Below are 19,541 nucleotides of genomic sequence, written 5' to 3'. Positions count from 1 at the left end.
CTAGGTCAGCTTGGCCCTATCCATCCCCGCATTAAAATACGGGGATTTTCGGGCGCTTTTCGTTAAAAGTGCTGATATCGTGTGCTGTCATGTCGGCAGCAGTTGCGGCACCTGTCATACCAGCTGCAATAGCTACATATCCAACCAAAGCATTAGAAACAGCACCAGTGAATTTATCGATCATTGGACGAACTGCCAAAACGACGGCCTCGTTTCTTTGACCACTCTTAAGCTGACCATATTCAATCGCATCAGTTAAGGTCAAAACAGTTACTAATTGAGCAAAGTTGATGTTGAATAAAACCAACCCTAAGTCCATTAACACAACATTATCACGGCAGAAAATGAATAAAAGATAAGCACAGATCATGCAAGTTTGACCTGCAACAAACAACCATTTTCTTGGAATGTACTTATTTAAAACTGGGAATAATGGACTGACACAGAACCCTACAATCGTTGCAGCAAGCCCTACAACCCAGAATTCGCCTGGTTTACCAATGACAAACTTGTACAGGTAGAACAAAACCCCGTTAGTAATAGTGTTAGCAAGTGAAAAGACTAAGTAGGCTAAACTCGGCCAAAGAATTTGATCGTTATGGAAAATAGCACTGAAGACTTGAGGCAAAGTAGTTTTCTGCTTGGCTGAATTTCTAATTAAATTGTGCTTTTCTTTAGTACCTAAGCAAACAATAATGGCACAAACAATTGCTAAAGCTGAAATTACGGCCGCAAAGGCAAGCCAACCTGGTGCGCCTTCTTCATGTTTACCAGTAACTGCATAAGTTACCCCAGTTACTAATGGAACAACGATAATTGCTAAACCGTTCCAACCAATAGCACCTGAAAAGGCACCCAATGAAGTATAAATACCACGCTCATGTGAATCTTCACTTAAAGCCGGAACCATACCCCAATATGAAACATCGGATAATGAATAGAAGATATCAAAACCGATGTAGATAATTACGAATAAGATAGCGAAAAGAATCCAATTGCTTTGCGCTAAGCCAAAGATTCCAGTAAATAAAATTAATAATAATACTGCACTAACTACAGTACCCAAGAAAATCCATGGCTTAAACTTCCCCCATCTTGTTTTGGTATTATCAACTATGTTGCCCAAGATTGGGTCAATAACCAACTCGACAATTCTAATCACTACCATTAAGCCAGTGATTAAACCAATCAATTTATCAGCTACTGATTGCTCTAGCCCACTGAACATTCCGCTAGTAATAAAAATAATAAAGTATGTACTCATTACACCATAAAAAGCTGCGTGTCCTAAGTTACCCAGACAGAATGATGCATAGGAAATTATTTGTTTCCCTGAATTTTTATGACTGTTTGTCATAATGCTTCCTCCTAAATTGTTATCATCTGTAATCGTTTACATATCTGAGTATACGCTTAGTATCAGTTTTGGTAAATTATTTATTTAATATAACTAAACTATTTACTTAGAGTAAAAATAAAAGAGAATGCTATGCTTCAGCATTCTCTTTTCAAAATATTCAAAATGAAAAATTTTTATTTACTAAAAAATTTACTCACCTTTAGGAATAAAGCTTTTACGTACCACCAAGTTAGTGTTCATATTCACATCAATATGCGCACGATCAGGTTGAATAATTAAATTGGTCAGCATAGTTAAAGCTAAATCAATCATTTCCTGCTGGTTGATGTTGTAAGAAGAAAGTGGTGGTGATACGTACTTCACTACATTACTGTTATTGATACTCAAGATTGCGGTATCTTTTGGTACGTTAATATTTTCTTCGTTAAGGGCCTGTAAAACACCGACTGCTAATGTATCAGAAGCAATTAAAAATGCATCTGGTAAATTGTTCTTGCACTTCTCTATTACTTCTTTGCCAAGCTTATAACCATTTTCAACGCTGAATGGTCCTGAAACGAACACGTTGCTGTCATCTTTTCCGCGAACCTTCATATATTCCGCAAAGGCAACGGAACGTGGATCATTTTCTTGAATATGATCATGCTTAGGGCCAACACCACCAATAAAACCAATCGATTCATAGCCGTTTTTAATAAACAAATCAATAGCATTCTTAACTGTTAAAGTTAAGTTAGGTCTAATTGAATCGAACAATTCGGGAGCTGGATTAGTATCAACAAACACCCCATTTGGTAAAACTCCGTGCAATTTTACCAACTCAGCATTTTCGATTGGCGCTGCTCCAACTCCAATAAAACCTTGGAACAATGAGGCATTTTCAATTAAGTCAGCCGCATTATAAAAGGTCTTCATCTTCATTGATTCTTGCTTAACGGTTTCTACCAAGGCTTGCTTTAAAGAAGTAAAATACTCATCTTGCAACTGTTCTTTATGGTTAGTGCGGTAAAGAAGCGCAATTGTAGGCTTAATTTCCTTTTCTTGGTGGTCTTTCCAATAACCAAGCTTATTAGCAATTTCTAAAATTTTATTTTTGGTATCTGCAGTAATCGATAAGTTAGGATCATTATTGAGCAACCGCGAAACAGTCGCAGAAGAATACCCCGACTTTTGTGCAATTTCTTTAATAGTTGTCATAATTATTTCTTTCCCATTTACTAATATTCCTGTCTTTATTATACAAAATATTTACTTAATTCCAATAAAGATCAATTTTATTCAAAAATATTTTTCTCGAGATTTGACAATTAATTTATTTACTTTTAATTACTAAATTATTTATTTATTTGATAAATTATTTAATTTTGTGTTATAATAAAACCGTTTTCAAAATATATTTTTTATAGAAACTAGGTCTTATCATGAAAGCAAATATCAAATGGCTTGATGATCCTGAAGTCTTCAGGATTAATCAACTGCCAGCTCACAGTGATCATCCTTTTTACAAAGATTACCGTGAATGGCAAAACCACAGCAGCAGTTTTAAACAAAGCCTCAACGGTGCCTGGCAGTTTCATTTTTCAAAAGATCCTCAAAGCCGGCCCATTGATTTTTACAAACTCAGCTTTGACTCATCTTCCTTTGACACCATCCCCGTTCCTAGTGAAATTGAATTAAACGGCTACGCCCAAAATCAATACACTAACATTCTGTATCCCTGGGAAAGCAAAATCTATCGTAAACCTGCCTACACCCTGGGGCGCGGCATCAAGGATGGCGATTTTAGTCAAGGAAAAGACAACACAGTCGGTTCATATCTTAAACACTTTGACTTAAATCCTGCTTTAGCCGGCCATGACATCCATATTCAATTCGAAGGCGTTGAACGGGCCATGTATGTCTATCTCAACGGTCACTTCATCGGTTACGCCGAAGATAGTTTCACACCTTCCGAATTCGATCTTACACCTTACATTCAAGCAAAAGACAACATCTTAGCTGTCGAAGTCTTCAAACACAGCACTGCTTCCTGGCTAGAAGATCAAGATATGTTTAGATTCTCCGGTATTTTTCGTTCAGTTGAACTCTTAGCCTTACCTCGGACTCATCTAATGGATCTAGATATCAAACCAACTGTTGTTAATGATTACCATGACGGTGTCTTCAACGCTAAATTGCACTTTATGGGTAAAACCAGTGGCAATGTCCACGTCTTAATTGAAGATATCGATGGCAAAACTTTGCTTAATAAAAAGTTGCCACTTAAATCAACCGTTGAAATTGAAAACGAAACTTTTGCCAATGTTCACCTATGGGACAACCATGATCCATACCTTTATCAATTAATCATTAAAGTTCATGACCAAGATGGCAAATTAGTTGAACTTATTCCTTACCAATTTGGTTTTAGAAAAATTGAAATTACCAAGGATCATGTGGTTTTGCTTAACGGCAAAAGATTAATCATCAACGGCGTTAATCGTCACGAATGGGATGCTAAGCGTGGCCGCAGTATTACCCTAGCCGACATGAAGCAAGACATTGCTACCTTTAAACACAACAACATCAATGCCGTTAGGACCTGCCACTATCCAAATCAAATTCCTTGGTACTATCTCTGCGATCAAAACGGAATTTACATGATGGCGGAAAACAATTTGGAGTCCCACGGCACCTGGCAAAAGTTAGGCCAAGTTGAAGCTACTTCCAATGTACCCGGCAGCATCCCCGAATGGCGTGAAGTCGTCGTCGACCGTGCCCGCAGCAATTATGAAACCTTCAAGAATCACACTGCAATCTTATTCTGGTCACTTGGCAACGAATCATATGCCGGCAGCAACATCGCCGCTATGAACAAACTCTACAAAGATCACGATTCTTCTCGCCTCACCCACTACGAAGGCGTCTTCCATGCACCAGAATTTAAGAAAGAAATCTCAGACCTTGAAAGCTGTATGTATTTGCCACCTAAAGAGGCAGAAGAATATCTCCAAAATCCTAAAAAGCCACTTGTCGAATGTGAATACATGCACGACATGGGCAACTCCGACGGTGGCATAGGCTCTTACATCAAGCTAATTGATAAATACCCTCAGTACATGGGCGGCTTTATCTGGGACTTCATCGATCAGGCTCTGCTTGTGCATGATCCAGTCAGCGGACAGGACGTATTGCGTTACGGTGGCGACTTTGATGATCGTCACTCCGATTATGAATTCTCTGGCGACGGTTTAATGTTCGCAGACCGCACACCCAAACCAGCAATGCAGGAGGTTAGATACTACTATGGCTTACACAAATAATTTACACGTCGTTTATGGCGAAGCTAGTTTAGGAGTCAATGGTCAAGATTTCGCCTATTTATTCAGCTACGAGCGTGGTGGCCTTGAATCTTTGAAAATCAAGGACAAAGAATGGCTTTACCGCACGCCTACACCAACTTTTTGGCGGGCGACCACCGATAACGATCGCGGTAGCGGCTTTAATCAAAAAGCAGCCCAATGGCTAGGAGCTGACATGTTCACTAAATGTGTGGGTATTCACGTTCAAGTTGACGATCACCAATTCGACGAATTGCCTATCGCTCCAATCAATAATCAATTTAGCAATCAGGAATTTGCCCATGAAGTAAAAGTGGCTTTTGACTACGAAACTTTAACTACTCCTGCAACCAAAGTCAAAATCATTTACAATATTAATGATGCTGGTCACATGACGATTACCATGCATTATTTTGGTAAAAAAGGCTTGCCGCCTTTGCCTGTTATCGGCATGAGATTCATTATGCCAACCAAGGCTAAAAGTTTTGACTATACTGGCTTGTCTGGTGAAACCTACCCTGACAGAATGGCTGGAGCAGAACGCGGAACTTTCCACATTGACGGCTTGCCAGTTACTAAGTATCTTGTACCACAGGAAAACGGGATGCACATGCAGACTAATGAATTAGTCATCACCCGTAATTCTACGCAAAACAATGCGGACAAAGATGGCGACTTTAGTTTAAAGATTACGCAAACTAAGCAGCCATTCAACTTCAGTTTACTGCCATACACTGCAGAAGAATTAGAAAATGCCACCCACATTGAAGAGTTGCCATTGGCTCGTAGAAGCGTATTGGTAATCGCGGGAGCTGTTCGCGGCGTAGGCGGCATCGACAGCTGGGGCTCCGATGTAGAAGAGCAATACCACATCGATCCTGAGCAAGATCATGAATTCTCATTTACGCTAAATTAATTTAAAGAATTTATTTTGAATTAGTAAATAATTTACTAAATAGTGTGTTATAATGTAATCGATTTCAATAAAAGATAATAACTAAAATAAAGGAGCGCAAAACATGAAAGTTTTAGTTGTCGGTGGTGCGGGTTATATCGGCTCACACGCTGTACGCGAATTAGTTAAAGAAGGTAATGATGTTGTTGTCTTAGATGCTTTATATACTGGTCACAGAAAGGCTGTAGATCCTAAGGCTAAGTTTTACCAAGGCGATATTGAAGATACTTTTTTGGTAAGCAAAATTTTACGTGATGAAAAGATTGATGCTGTAATGCACTTTGCAGCATATTCATTAGTTCCAGAGTCAGTTAAAAAGCCACTTAAGTACTATGACAATAACGTTACTGGCATGATTTCATTATTACAAGCGATGAATGATGCCGGCGTTAAGTACTTAGTCTTCTCTAGTTCTGCCGCAACTTACGGTATTCCTAAGAAGTTGCCAATCACTGAAGACACCCCACTTAACCCAATCAACCCATACGGTGAAACCAAGATGATGATGGAAAAGATCATGGCTTGGGCTGACAAGGCTGATGGCATTAAGTACACTGCCTTACGTTACTTCAACGTAGCTGGTGCTTCAAGCGATGGTACCATTGGTGAAGACCATGCACCAGAAACTCACCTTATTCCAAATATCTTAAAGAGTGCCATTGCCGGTGACGGCAAGTTCACTATCTTCGGTGATGACTACGACACTAAGGACGGTACTAACGTACGTGACTACGTTCAAGTTGAAGACTTAATCGATGCTCACATCTTGGCTTTGAAGCACATGATGAAGACCGACAAATCAGATGTCTTTAACTTGGGTACTGCACATGGCTACTCCAACTTGGAAATCTTGGAAAGTGCTAAGAAAGTTACCGGCATTGACATCCCTTACACAATGGGTCCACGCCGTGGCGGCGATCCTGACTCGCTTGTTGCCGACTCAACTAAGGCTCGTACAGTTCTTGGTTGGAAGCCAAAGCATGAAAATGTCGATGACGTGATCGCCACTGCTTGGAACTGGCACAAGAGTCACCCAAAGGGCTACGAAGACAAGTAAAGTATAATAAAGATTTCTATAAAAACTAATCGTTTTTCAAACTATTTTCTACATCTATTATCTAAAAAATGACGCTGGTTCGATCAACTAGCGTCATTTTTGATTGAAATTATTTTTCAAACTCTAATTTAGTTACCCAAGTTTGAACTGCCTGAATAACTTGAGTAAAAGTGATTCCCTTAGCAAAAGGATGTTTTCTCACGTATCTATTCCAAAGATTCTGCATATTACTATTTTCAGCAATAATATCTACTTATCTTAGACAATACTTATAACCTATATCTTGTCCTGTCCAAAAGATTGATTCACGGTAATTCGTAGTATTAGCAAAAGCTGACTTTAAGGTAGCTAAATTGATTCGTTCTCTCTGCAGTATGAATAAATCATAGAGATCTTTCATACGTGTATTAGCTATTCCTCTCGTAATTACCGTTTCTAATTTTTCCGCTACTATAGTTTCCATAGTATATGCCCAAATATTAATATGTCGATCTTCTAAATGTAATTTATAGCTATATTCAATCTCCCTAGGTGTAATAACATCCCCTGTTGAAACATCTACTTTTAATGGATATCTTATCTTCCGAAAAGAAGCATTAAAATGTAATCGATAGCCCTTGTACTCTTCATGCTCATGAATCTGTTCAATTTCTGACAACGAAATGCTTAATAGATCCCCCGCTAATTTTATTTGACAGATTTCTTCAAATACTTTAGCTATTTGTTTTTCGGTCAAATCTAATCCTTTTATCTCAGCATCAATGTCTTCCGTGGATCTTTTATCGATACCAACAATAGCCGACAACAAAAAACCACCTTTTAAAATGAAATTATCTCGATATTTTGATACTGAAATTCTTTCTAGCAAATCATCTAACATAATTTCTTGCCATAATCGACCAATCTCATTTCCTTTTATATTATGCTCTCTAGCATACCTTCTTACATCTGCTTTGAACTGCTTCTCATCAACATAATTTTTCACAACAACACCTCTAAGTAGCTATTTACCTTTCTAGTTACCCTAAACTTTTCTGCAAAAGACATTAATGTATTTATGTCTTTTTTCTTTTCCTTATTCCACATCTTGAAGGCATTGGTAATTATTTCGATATCTACAGCATTAATCGGTCGCAATATTTCAGCTAAAGTTCTTTCAGCAGTATAGAGATTAATCACATTTCCATTGAATGATTCAGTTTGAGTTATTCCCTGAGTAGCCAAACTTTTAGTTTGAATATGTGGATTTATTTCAATATCCAAAGTTGGATTATTGTAGCCCCTAGGAAAAGTCATATCTAAGCTAAAAGGATATTGATCACTTAACCCCCATAAATATAATGCTGTTTCTAAAGAATAGATTCCTTTTTTATATTTTTGTTGCAAACTATAAAATATATCCTCGGTATCATCACCAAATAAATAAATTCCCGGACGTATTTTTTCTAACGTACCATCCTGAACAGCTTTCGAAATACTATAACTTGATACTCCATTTAATGCTAATTCACGATGAGTAATTGTACCGTTATGTATTTTTGCTAGTTGACTAATCAATGATTTTTGTTTCATAAGTACTGTCAATATACGAATATGGAATTATATTACCTACAATTGAAAAATATATTTCTTCTTTCATTATTTCGAACATAAGTTTAATGAATTACAAATATAAAAACAAGCGAACAAATTATTAAGATTTTATTATTTCCATATTCTTCTTTTTCAATTGCTTTTTTACTTATTTTACTACACTTTACTATGTAGTGTAGTAAAATAAGTAAATTTAGCATCTTTATGGCAAGTATTAGAGACATTGCACGTATTGCCGGGGTATCGCCAGCTAGCGTATCACGAATTTTAAACAATGATCCAACTTTTAGAATCAATGAGGCTAGTCGTGCCCGCGTTATCGAAACCGCCAAACGCCTGCATTATTCGAAATCTCAAAAACATCCTGGTCCCAAACAAACTGATAACCAGCTCTCGATTGCACTAATCATGCGCTATAACAAATCTCGTGAAATCACCGATCCCTATTTTCTCAATCTGCATAAAGGCATTAATGAAGAAGCCAAGAAATGGCATTTACGTATTGAGCAACCTTTTAGAATAGAAGATGATAATAAAAATTGGGCTGACTTAGCTAAATTTGGCGCAGTGCTAATCGAGGGTGAAATGACACCTGCGGCAATTAAGCAGATTCAAAGCATTAATCCTCATATAATTTTTATCGACGTCAACACCAATATTCATAATTGTAATATCGTTCGTAATGACTTCGTGGAAGAAACTTCTCATATTCTTGATACCCTCTATAATCTGGGACACAAGAACATTGTTTATATCGGTGGAAAATCATTGGTTCTTGATCTTGATGGTAAAATTGGTTCTGAGAAAAATGATCTACGTGAACTCACTTACTTGTCCTGGATGAAGCTACATAATCTTGATCAGTACTGCCATTCTTTTATTACTGATTGGTCAACTGACTCTGCTTTTGAAGCTGGAAAAAAGATCTTAAAACTACAACAACGTCCTACTGCTGTTGTTGTCGATAGTGATCCTATGGCACTAGGTATATACAAAGCTTTCAATGATGCTAGTGTTAATATTCCAAATAATATCTCTGTTGTTAGTTTTGATGATGTAGATATCAATCGCTTCTTAACTCCTACCCTATCCAGTGTCTATATGAATACTGAAGAAATGGGCAAGACTGCCGTTCGTTTAGCTAAAGATCTAATTACGGAAGATATTCAAATTCCACTTACGATCACTTGCCATAGTCAATTAAATATCCGTGACTCCATTTCCAAAAGAAAATAATAAAAAAGAAAAGCCTCGAAAGCACTCAACTTTCGGGGCTTATTATTTTAACCAAAAAAGAGTACTTATGTACTCCTTTCTGTTACAACAGTCTTTAGTAAAAGACTGAAGCAGCATCTGCCATAGTTTCTATATTCATCAGAGCGAATTTATGCATAATAATCAACAACTTTAATCCATAGCATATTGCTATTTCTGAAATCTGTTAGATTGGCATTGTCTTGAATTACTTCTTAAACAATTCAATAACCATCTTCATCTGTCTCATTCGTGATAATCCTTAAAAAATGGTTTTAACCCAGTGTTCAATATCAAGATAAGTATGCAATAAAATATATCTTAATTCCATGCCAACAAGAGCCATATCTATCAATTAAAAGAGACTTCAAGATTTTGAGTTTGATCAAATCTTATCAACTTGTAAAAAGTATGTTCTTTGCTTTAAATATTCCTCACTTATATTTTTATTAGTGACTTATACACCATAATTTTTAACTCATTTACTTTATTCTCCAAAAGACAATTTTTTATCTATTATACTTGTAAACTTTCTAAAAATTCGGTTCTTAATTGTATTATATGTAACCTCAAGAAAGATTCAAAATCAACAAGAAAAGCCTCTATAATCTTTCTAAAACTATCCTCTAGTAGTAAACAAATCCATGGTGTACTTGAAGCGTTGCGGATCTTCATCTGAGCCATCGCGTTCAACGACTAAGAAGTAATTTTTGTTAATATCATATTGTGCGTCTTGAATTGTGATCGTGACAGCGATTGTGCGATCGGCAGCAGAGCCCTTGCGATCGGCTTCTATCGTTACGCTGTTAGAGATCAACTTGCCATCCTCATCAGTGAAGTAAACATGGTATTGCGTTGGTAAAACTACATCGCTGACTGGTGCGGTTTGATTGAACAATAGATTCATCTTCAAGTTATTAATTTTGAAGGTCGTTGCAGCAAGTTTAATTTCTGCTGGCTTAGCGGCGGATCTTCTTGAAGTTGCCTTAATATCAAGTACAGGAATCAGCATTTCTTGAATGGATGAACCACCATGAACGTAATTTTTACTACCACTTTTGGCAACGAATTCGTTAGGACTTGTCGGGTAATAAACATTAGTCTGATCGTTATTGCCCAGACCAACACCCATTGTGGTGCCTTTCACGCCCTTAACGCTAATCTTGTCTGGCGTAATCAAGTATCGTAAGTGAGCATTGCCTTCATAACTTTGATCACTCAAGTCAATCTTATCCGTATCTTGAATTGGTCTTTCCTGATAAATAAAACCATGATCAGCAGTAACAATAATATGAGCTACACCGTTGGTTCTCAACGACTGAATTGCAGCTTTGATTTCTGCAATCGCCTTTTCAGTGGCATCAACCAACTCTTTAGTTGTCTTTAATTCATGACCTTTGGCGTCAATTTGATTGTGATAAAGATAAATTACATTTTTTCCAGTGATAAACTGCTTGATCTCCTTGGAGGTCATTTCCAAAATATCTTTTAATTGAGCAGCCGAATTACTTTCATCAACGGCCTTCAGAATCTTATCACGGTTAAGCGTTGTTTCCGCATTCTTGCCATCCACTCTAACCTTGACAGCCTTGGCATCCCAAGTTAAAGCATCATGCGGCAACATCACGTTCATTCCCGTGTAAGTGACCGATGGCAATCCTGTCAAAGCATACTGCATCTTCATTGTTAAACGGTCGTTGCTGTTGAGTTCTTCTTCAAGTTCCTTAGCCACTTCAAAACGTAGCGCATCAGAGAAGATAACAACCACACGCTCACGAACATGTTTGACATAATTATGGTAAAAACGCTCTTGTCTTAATTTGGCAGGCACTTGCGCCAGATCGAAGGTTTCATTCCATTGCTTAATTGAACTGTTAAGTAAACCGTTGCCGTAGTAAAGATCAACCGTCTTCTTAATTTCAGCATATTCATCAGTGTCCGCAATTCTGGTATAAGCTAGCAAGCATTTACGATAAATCGTGTCAATCTGGTACTCATTATCAAGATATTCGCTCAGTTCTTTCTGCCAGTTTTCTACCAATGGCACCCGCAAGTTCAACAATTCAGCGGCATAACGCAAAAACTTATACTCATTCTCAGTACGGGTAGCGAAGTTATTGCGCGTCCGCTTCAGCATCTGATCAATGATCTCCAAAACTTGCTCATAGTCGGTAACTTGATTGCCAACGAATTTACTGCGAATTTTAGCTAAAATCAGATCATTAACTTCATTAAAAATTGTCACTTGCGTTAAATCGCTCAGTGCCTCTTGCACTAAAACGTCGTGCAACTCAAGATCAATCCAGACACGCGTTGACTCATTATCATAATATTCTTGATATTTGTTAGAATCGGCGAAGCGATCAATGAAGATTTGAACGTTGTCTTTATTCTTAAGCACCAATTTTTGCAGCTTGTGTGGCAATTTGCTGCTTAATTCGTTAGCCAAATAAGTTACAAAAAGTCGGTTGAACAGATCAAGAAGACTAACATTCTCCTCTGTATCATAGCCAAAGTAGTTACCAATCAGTTTCCAAAACGGATCCAAAACATTGTATTTAGCAAACGAGAACAAATAGCGATTATTGGAACTGCCAGCAGCGATGATTTTCATGAGCAGTTCGTTCATGTCTAGCTTTTCAGTCTTCGTAATTGCTGCAATAATGCCCCTTTCTGGACTAGATTCAAAGTCTTCCGACCAATATTTAACAAAATTACTACGTCTAGTCTTAGCACCAAAGTATGCGTGATATCGTTTTACAAAAGACAATTTATTCTCAGGCAGATTTAACTCTTCCAGAATAATTTGTGTTGCATCAGCGGTGAAGAGTTTAGAATAATGCTCCATATCAGTTAAGTAATTTTCTTGGCTCTTCGGACGCTTGTATGGAGCATAGATCAAATATTTATGTTGTGGATCATCTAAGAGGTCAATCTTAGTCTTAAATTGTTGATCCGCTTGTGCCTTGTAGAGTTTAGCTTCAGTTAACTTGCTAGCAATCTGATCAATGATGTCTTGGAACTGTTGCTTATCGTCATACCAAAAAACGTATTGATAGTCATCAGCGAAATAGTTATTAAGTTCTGAAATAATTTTATCGGTGGTTAATGTGGTCATGCATGTTCACTCCTACTATTATTAAATAAATTATATCAGTAGGCGAGGATGCAAAAAAGGCAGATTTATCGCATACTAATTGACATTTCTGCCTATTAAGTACTATATGTAGCAGTTAAGTTTGCCGCTTAGTATACATGTTGTGTTTTTACTTGACATAATGATAATTTTGCTGTTGAATGTAATTGTCGATTAATGAAGGAGACATAATAATGGATAACTTAGGCAAGCGAATAAAGGATTTACTAAAGACAAACGGTATAACACAGAAAGATTTAGCAGAAAGAACAGGTTGCACTCAAGCTGCAATTTCGCATTATATCAAAGGTGACCGCACGCCAAGAGCACGCGTAATGACTAAAATTGCGAGTGCATTAAATACCACTTCTGATTATTTAATTGATGGTATTCCTCAAGATCAAAAATCAGAATTAGGTTATGCGAAAAAGCTTATTGCTCGTAACGCTAAAAATATGACTAAAAAAGAGAAAATGGATTTAATTAATATTTTATTAGGAGAAAAAGATGATTGACTATCCTCATAAGTTAACAGATGAAGTATATGAATACATCAAAGGAGAAGCTACACATGTTCTCGTACAAGACCACATTCGTCTTCGGCCTATTTTAGGTCAAGAAATTGCTATGAAAGAACATATTAAATTGATTCCTTATTCAACATTATCTGGAAAAAAACTAGAAGCAATCAAAGCACTTAGCAAAGACGGAGCATTTGAAGAAAACGGTAATGAAGATTGTATTTACTATAATAACTGTGACTGTCCTCAACGACAAAATTGGACAATTCTTCACGAGTTAGGACATTTCTTTTTAGACCATATAGGTAGAACTGATACTGAAGAAAGAGAAGCAGATTTTTTTGCTAAATTTATTATTGCACCACCTATACTTGTTTATAAAATTAAGGCTCAAGATCCTGATGATATATATGAAAATTTTAAAATTAGCAGCGAGGCTTCACAATATTCATTTAATTATTATCAAAAATGGCTACGACATTATAAGCAAAACGGTGAGTTAACCGATTATGAACAGCAACTTTTAGATTTGTATAATTTAGAAATTAATAACTTAATTGCTTCTTGATCGGCAATTAACAGCAAAGGAAGTGATGTCCATACAAATATTCCATTTTAGAAGAAAAATGTCATTTTATTTCGTAATTTGAGCAAAGAAAAAACGTATTAAATTGCTCAGGCAATAGCAATTAATACGTCAGCAAGTGTACGGAAATACAAGCTATATGATTCAGTTGTATTATCGCACATTTAGCTATGTTTCTCAAATATTATTGAAATGTTTCACCTTAAATGGTGTAGAAAGGAGCTAATTATGCCCCTAGCTATTAATAATATCGTAGATATTTGTCGATTTATGCAACAAATGCATGACGAATTAAAAGAGCAAATTGAATTCGATTCCGATGGTTGGCCTATTTTTCAAAGAACGAATTTTGTAAGTGAAGTTCCCGAAGAATTTGTAACTTTTGATTATCGTAACAATTCTTTAATTACTGCGCCTAGGAATAAAACCGTATTAGCTTTCTTTGAGCCCGATAGACGAATTTATCCTCGCTTAAGTAAAATCAAACAGGATTTGCCTATCTATAAGCAATACGCAGGAGTAGTATTCCCTGACATCACCATAACTACAGATATGGATCATGAATTACAAGAAACTCTCATTTTGGCTAATCATTTATTTGCGGCTTATCTTGTCGCCAATGGTGTTAAAGTTGTATTTAATACCCGTACTGCTGATATTACAACACTCGATACCTTTAAAAATATCCCTCAAGGAGTAATGTGTGCCTCTGGATTTTTAGGTTGTAAAAATTCAACTAATTTTTTTGAGGCATCTAAGTACACCAATAAGATTCTTAGAATCCTCCCTGAAACATTGCTTATTTACGGCAAGCATGACAAGAAAATTGACATGCAATTAGATACTTTAGGTATTAATTACTTGTATTTCCAAGATTTTCACAGTAAAAGCAAAATGGAGGTAGTAGCCTAATGAGCGATTATAAGACTAGATACTCCATTGCTTCAAATACTTATATTAAAAAAACGGTACCAGAAAATCATTTAGATCAAGAGCGGTATCAAAGAAGTAAAGAACGGGAACGAAAATGGAATAAAGATTGGGTTAAACAAAGCGTGGATTTAAACGAAGTGGTTAATAAATTTATTCCAACCAACGATCCCAATCGACATATTAAAACAAATTCGGGAGTTAAATTTAGCTTTTACGGAACTAGATATATAGTAAAAGCTGACAAAGTTGCAGGTTATCTTAGAATTTATGATAAACAAGCGCGCAAATATTGCAAGATTGACGGTACCCCATCAAATAGTTTGCGATTAACTCACTTTAAAATTAAAAAAAGAAAGGAAAAATAATATGTGGTTACATGTTGCGTTAAATCCTACGGCTGTTAAATGTGATCCAGAATACCCTATCCCTTATGTGGACGGTGAACCATCAGATAATTATTTTTTTGACGAAAAAGTGGCTCAAGCATTAGAAAAGGATGGATTTCTGAGTGAAATGTGGCACAAATTTGATGCTACTTTCGACTGGGGAGATTATGATTACTTCGATTACAAAAAGTGTATTACATTTCGTCAATGGCTTATTGAGCGTCTAAAATCTCCAACAAACACCATTGTAAAACCAGTATATGATACTATGTTAGACTATGCGAATAAGGCTATTAAATATCATACTGGAATAGGTTTTGATTTCTAGAGGTGCTTTATGAAATCTACTTATAAACTATTGTCAATTCAATTAGATGGTCTGCCATTACCCAGTTGTCCTCCAAAGATTGTTTTTAGTCTAGATCTTAATTCAATTGACGATCTTAATACTAGTTTCAATTTATTTGACTACGATCACTGTATAAGGAGAGTCAATTGTTCATCGTTATTAAAAACGAATTCATTCTCTGAAATTGATGCCGTTGTTAGCAAAGTTCCTGAATGTACTAAGCTAATTTTAGTAGCAGACGAATGCTGGTATGCTAAAGTAATGAATGAGCTTTACATCAGACGTGTTTTACAAGTTTACGCATATCTTGATAAAAAATATCCAAATCTTCAGCTTGAAATATATGTACCAAAAGATTCGACTCAAAAACTCTTTCCTATCCTGAAACAAATGAAATTTTCTTAGAATAAAAAGACGCGTTAATCTCACTGATTGACGCGTCTTTTTTTGGACTCTATAATCTATAACTTCGACAACAGCTTTTCGCCTTGTTGCAGCTTATCATGATTTACTAGTACGCCGTCATCAAGATCCAAGTCAACTGGATTTTGGGATAAGTGATCTAAGATTTGGTCATACTTAACCATTTCTGCCATTTGCTTATTCAGAGTTGAGATAGTCTTACGATACTTACTCTTAGCACTAGCTGTTGTTTCTTGATCTAATAAATTCTGGTCAACATTGATCAGGTCATTCATTGCTGGTTGCAGGTCATGAAGATAATGACGAACCATGGCAAGTTGATCTGGAGTGTAGCGGTGCAGATACATTAGAGCTTTGAAACCTTTATTTCTGCCGGAACTGAATTCCCAGTAGATTGGTCTCTTTTGATAGATCTTAGAGTGATCCTTGTAGAAATCATTAAGGAAGTAATCTCTGATGATTTGCTCAGCGTTGGTACCTTTTTCAAATTTCTTTGGATCCAGAGTTTGAGCAATGAAGTTCATATTATCTGATAAGTGATCTGGTTTGAAGGTCTTAGACAAGAATTCTTTCAGTCGAACAATGATATCACGACTATCTTCGAAGTATTGACGATCAGTTAAAAGGATAATGTTGTCCTTGTTAGGAATGAAAGTTTGATAATTAGAATCATTCCAATCACCACCAGCATATGCAAGACCATCTTTATCTAATGAATAGCGTCCAAAGACACAACCGATGAAGTATGACAAAAATGCTTTGATATCACGGACTTGATCAGCCTTACGGACGGAGACTTCCTTATCATCTTCTTCTGGGGTTAATTCATCTTGTAGGCCGTAAAGATCGATAAAGATTTTGTTTAACTCTTCTTCGTTTGATTTAAGTTGGTTGAAACGATCTAAGGCTGTTTGGGACCAATTATTATAAGCTTGTTGCAAAGTTGATGAATTAGTAGTTAACAACGGATTACGTTTAAAATCCCATGAAATTTCAAATGCATCCCAATCATCTTGAGACAGTTTTATACATCTTTTGGTAAGGCTTATTATAATATCACCATCGTTTTCATTGAATAGAAATGGCATTCTTATTATATCAGCAATTTGAAGATTAATTGTTGGACTAATCAATTTCAAAATTAGCTCTGCAGGTTTACTATTCATACATGCTATTACCTTCAGTCTTAGCTCCTCAGGGCCAAACATACCTGGACCTCCAGAATCGTAAATGAAACCTTTTTTAATCCATCTCATGCTAAATGGACCTGAAGTGATATATGAGAATCCAACTGAAGGTTTAAAATAATAAGAAATATTAACTATCGTTCTTGTATAAGACTTATTAATCGTTTTAGCAAAATCAATAACATCTTCACCATCGTTTTCCCAATTAACTACAAAATCATTGTAACCATACCATTTTCTATAGCCTCCACCTTTGCTGTATGGAAACCATTTTGCTTGAGATAGAATTGAATCTTCACAAGAATTAGAGTTAAAACTTATTTTTTTATAAGCAACTTCATTCCATCTCCTTAAGAATCTTTTATTATCAGAAGTCGTCATTCCTCTCTTAACTTCAACAATACTTCCTATAGGTACTCCTTCTTCAAAATCTTTAATTACATTTTTACTTGCCCAATAAGCAATAGGACTACCAGGAATTTTACCAAAATTCTCTTGATTAGCATGGTACAAATACTTAACTTCAGGATCAGCAATAGCTTCCAAAACTTTTTGCTCTTGAACAGTCATACCACCTTTGAAATTACTCAAACGTAAATAAGCACCGACTTTTTCATCTGAATTCTTCAAAACAAAAGTATCAATTGGCACAGTGGCTTCTTCAAATGCGGAATATTCCATCTGAATCAAACTATCAATCTTAGTATTATCAATGACATCTTTACGTAAAGGTTCATAAGTCTTAATAAACATCCAAACCAATGGCGTCATATAACCAGAATAACCACCATCAATTAGAAGTTGCATATTATGATAAATGAAGACAGAGAATAAGTCTTTTGAATAATCCTTGTAGTTATCTCTTAAGTACTTCTTCAAAGTCTTATCAAACTTATTCATGTAAGGTGGATTAGTAACAACAACTTCATACTTAGCAGACATGATCTTAATGATATTTAAAGTCTTAAGAATATGTCTCTTCATTTGATCATAACCAAATACATCCAGGCCAGACTCAATTTGAATGTTTTTAACTGCAGATCTAATTGCATCTACATCAACATTCTTATCTATCTTGATAATTGCTCCTAATTCAGTTGCATCGGAGAAATCACTAACTAGCTTCTTTAAATCTTCTTTGATTTTCACATCATCAATTAGATCATAGAAACCATCTTTTACATTTAAATCATTGAAGTAATAAAGATTGATCTTTGGTACTCTTCTAAAGAACCGACGATCGTATTCTCTACCCTTCATCATTAATGAAAAGTAAGCTAACTGAAATGCACGCTTATCGATTTCAAGACCGAAGATATTATTTTCAATAATTTGACGAGCTGCATCCCTTTGAGAATATCCCTGTTCAACATACATCTTCATGAGTAAATCAAAGGCATAGACTAAAATATGGCCCGATCCCATGGCATTATCCAGAATCTTATATTGGGTAATATCCTTATCATCATTAACTTTTTCAATTTTATCAGGAAGAAGATACTTCAATTCATCTTTAATTTGGCTGCCTTCGTGACGTTCAAGATAGTATTTCCCCAATGAATTATCAACCATGTATCTTACAATCCAGTCAGGCGTGAACAATTGCGTAGCTGCAGCGATCTCATCCTTCTTGATTACCTTACCATTCATATTAACCACTTTTTCATGTGGCTCACTATTGTAATACTGATAAAGCCAACCAATAATCTGAACTTGACCTTCCTCATTTACGTCAAAGTAGCTTTCCGGAATTTCATTAATTAAGTCCTGAATAACCCCGCGATCATAATGCGGTGTAAACAACAGCTTCAAATAATTACGCGTCTTTTCAAAAAGTCCGGGCAAAATTTCACTCAAAGCATCACATTGCTTAATGAACAACATCATGTAAAGTTGATCCATCAACTCTGGCGTCTTATCAGTCAAAGCGTTAGTGATTAACTCTTTTTCCTGATCTGAATAGCCACCAAGATCGTCTTCAATTTCCATTGCTTCATCAACAATGTCAGGTTCAGCCTTACCGTCTTCACTTGTTAACACTCTTACTCGACTTGGCAAGTAATTGTTAACTTCCATGAAGCGAAGCGCAATAATCCGGTTAAACCATGTGTAAGCAACTTCTTCAACGAAGTCGTTAAAGGCAGTTTTAGGATCATTATCATAATCACGATTCTTTAATTCATTAACAATATCTCTGCGCCAACCAATTTGTGCGCCTGTTAATGCATTATTTTCGTTATCATCAACGTAATATTTTTTATCGGTGGTTGAGATCGGCAATTCATTGTTAATCTTATCAGCTGTGATGCCTAAGCCAGCTAATTTGACTTCAACCGTATCTCTTAAGTGTTGTCTTGCATTAATTGCAAACTTTTTAATTTTATTTTTGTCCATGAGATATCTCTCCAGTGCTTAATAATACCTATTAATTATAACAAGAGACTTTCATTATTTGTGTTCCCTAGCAAAAAAGACTGATTT

The 19,541-nt window shown here is 36.0% G+C and carries 14 protein-coding genes and 2 pseudogenes; 10 read left to right on the top strand and 6 right to left on the bottom strand.

The window, feature by feature from the left end; translation table 11 throughout:
- Positions 1 to 37: 37 nt before the first annotated feature.
- Together CP352_RS08450 and CP352_RS08445 are read right to left on the bottom strand one after the other, a co-directional pair.
- A pseudogene (locus CP352_RS08450) lies at positions 38 to 1,357 on the bottom strand (glycoside-pentoside-hexuronide (GPH):cation symporter); the annotation flags it as partial.
- 192 nt (positions 1,358 to 1,549) lie between these two features.
- Complete coding sequence (locus CP352_RS08445) at positions 1,550 to 2,557, bottom strand: LacI family DNA-binding transcriptional regulator (RefSeq protein WP_089143672.1); 1,008 nt, start codon at positions 2,555 to 2,557, stop codon at positions 1,550 to 1,552.
- A gap of 224 nt (positions 2,558 to 2,781) precedes the next feature.
- Between CP352_RS08445 and CP352_RS08440 the strand changes: the two genes are divergently transcribed.
- From CP352_RS08440 to galE, 3 genes are all read left to right on the top strand, one after another.
- Positions 2,782 to 4,662 carry a glycoside hydrolase family 2 TIM barrel-domain containing protein gene (locus CP352_RS08440; protein ID WP_089143493.1) on the top strand — a complete coding sequence of 627 codons (1,881 nt, stop codon included), beginning with the start codon at positions 2,782 to 2,784 and terminating at the stop codon, positions 4,660 to 4,662.
- Complete coding sequence (locus CP352_RS08435; RefSeq protein WP_013086597.1) at positions 4,646 to 5,596, top strand: beta-galactosidase small subunit; 951 nt, start codon at positions 4,646 to 4,648, stop codon at positions 5,594 to 5,596. Before CP352_RS08440 ends, CP352_RS08435 begins: the two co-directional genes overlap by 17 nt.
- A 103-nt stretch (positions 5,597 to 5,699) precedes the next feature.
- Positions 5,700 to 6,692 (top strand): UDP-glucose 4-epimerase GalE, encoded by a 993-nt coding sequence (gene galE, locus CP352_RS08430; protein ID WP_089151217.1) that lies wholly within the window; start codon positions 5,700 to 5,702, stop codon positions 6,690 to 6,692.
- A gap of 109 nt (positions 6,693 to 6,801) precedes the next feature.
- On the opposite strand, the pseudogene CP352_RS08425 reads toward galE, so the two are convergent.
- Positions 6,802 to 7,677 (bottom strand): annotated as a pseudogene (locus CP352_RS08425) (nucleotidyl transferase AbiEii/AbiGii toxin family protein).
- Positions 7,674 to 8,264, bottom strand: coding sequence for a type IV toxin-antitoxin system AbiEi family antitoxin domain-containing protein (locus CP352_RS08420; protein ID WP_089147462.1), 591 nt, complete (start codon positions 8,262 to 8,264; stop codon positions 7,674 to 7,676). Before CP352_RS08420 ends, CP352_RS08425 begins: the two are co-directional and overlap by 4 nt.
- 225 nt (positions 8,265 to 8,489) lie before the next feature.
- Between CP352_RS08420 and CP352_RS08415 the strand changes: the two genes are divergently transcribed.
- Positions 8,490 to 9,521, top strand: a complete 1,032-nt coding sequence (locus CP352_RS08415) for a LacI family DNA-binding transcriptional regulator (protein ID WP_089147461.1) — start codon at positions 8,490 to 8,492, stop codon at positions 9,519 to 9,521.
- A gap of 637 nt (positions 9,522 to 10,158) precedes the next feature.
- On the opposite strand, the gene pglZ is transcribed toward CP352_RS08415, so the two are convergent.
- Entirely contained in the window at positions 10,159 to 12,657 is a 2,499-nt protein-coding gene (pglZ, locus tag CP352_RS08410) for a BREX-1 system phosphatase PglZ type A (protein ID WP_089151216.1), read from the bottom strand.
- A 212-nt stretch (positions 12,658 to 12,869) separates the two neighbouring features.
- On the opposite strand from pglZ, the gene CP352_RS08405 reads away from it, so the two are divergent.
- The 6 genes from CP352_RS08405 to CP352_RS08380 all read left to right on the top strand — a co-directional run bounded on the left by CP352_RS08405 (position 12,870) and on the right by CP352_RS08380 (position 15,855).
- Entirely contained in the window at positions 12,870 to 13,190 is a 321-nt protein-coding gene (locus CP352_RS08405; protein ID WP_089143240.1) for a helix-turn-helix domain-containing protein, read from the top strand.
- Positions 13,183 to 13,764, top strand: a complete 582-nt coding sequence (locus tag CP352_RS08400) for an ImmA/IrrE family metallo-endopeptidase (RefSeq protein WP_065989563.1) — start codon at positions 13,183 to 13,185, stop codon at positions 13,762 to 13,764. The genes CP352_RS08405 and CP352_RS08400 overlap by 8 nt, the downstream gene beginning before the upstream one ends.
- 246 nt (positions 13,765 to 14,010) lie before the next feature.
- On the top strand, positions 14,011 to 14,694 hold the full coding sequence (locus tag CP352_RS08395; protein ID WP_158227698.1) for a DUF4417 domain-containing protein: 684 nt from the start codon (positions 14,011 to 14,013) through the stop codon (positions 14,692 to 14,694).
- Positions 14,694 to 15,080, top strand: a complete 387-nt coding sequence (locus tag CP352_RS08390; RefSeq protein ID WP_065989567.1) for a hypothetical protein — start codon at positions 14,694 to 14,696, stop codon at positions 15,078 to 15,080. Before CP352_RS08395 ends, CP352_RS08390 begins: the two co-directional genes overlap by 1 nt.
- Before the next feature lies 1 nt (position 15,081).
- Positions 15,082 to 15,429, top strand: a complete 348-nt coding sequence (locus CP352_RS08385; protein WP_065989569.1) for a hypothetical protein — start codon at positions 15,082 to 15,084, stop codon at positions 15,427 to 15,429.
- A 9-nt stretch (positions 15,430 to 15,438) separates the two neighbouring features.
- Positions 15,439 to 15,855: a hypothetical protein gene (locus CP352_RS08380; RefSeq protein WP_089146193.1), complete on the top strand. Its 417-nt coding sequence runs from the start codon at positions 15,439 to 15,441 to the stop codon at positions 15,853 to 15,855.
- A gap of 56 nt (positions 15,856 to 15,911) precedes the next feature.
- Here CP352_RS08380 and pglX read toward each other — a convergent pair whose 3' ends face one another.
- Positions 15,912 to 19,454 (bottom strand): BREX-1 system adenine-specific DNA-methyltransferase PglX, encoded by a 3,543-nt coding sequence (gene pglX, locus CP352_RS08375; protein WP_089151215.1) that lies wholly within the window; start codon positions 19,452 to 19,454, stop codon positions 15,912 to 15,914.
- Positions 19,455 to 19,541: the final 87 nt, after the last annotated feature.

The sequence above is a fragment of the Lactobacillus sp. UMNPBX1 genome (assembly GCF_002554085.1).
GTDB lineage: Bacteria > Bacillota > Bacilli > Lactobacillales > Lactobacillaceae > Lactobacillus > Lactobacillus crispatus.
Note: the sequence above shows the minus strand (reverse complement) of the source record. Positions and strands in the feature narration are given on the sequence as shown.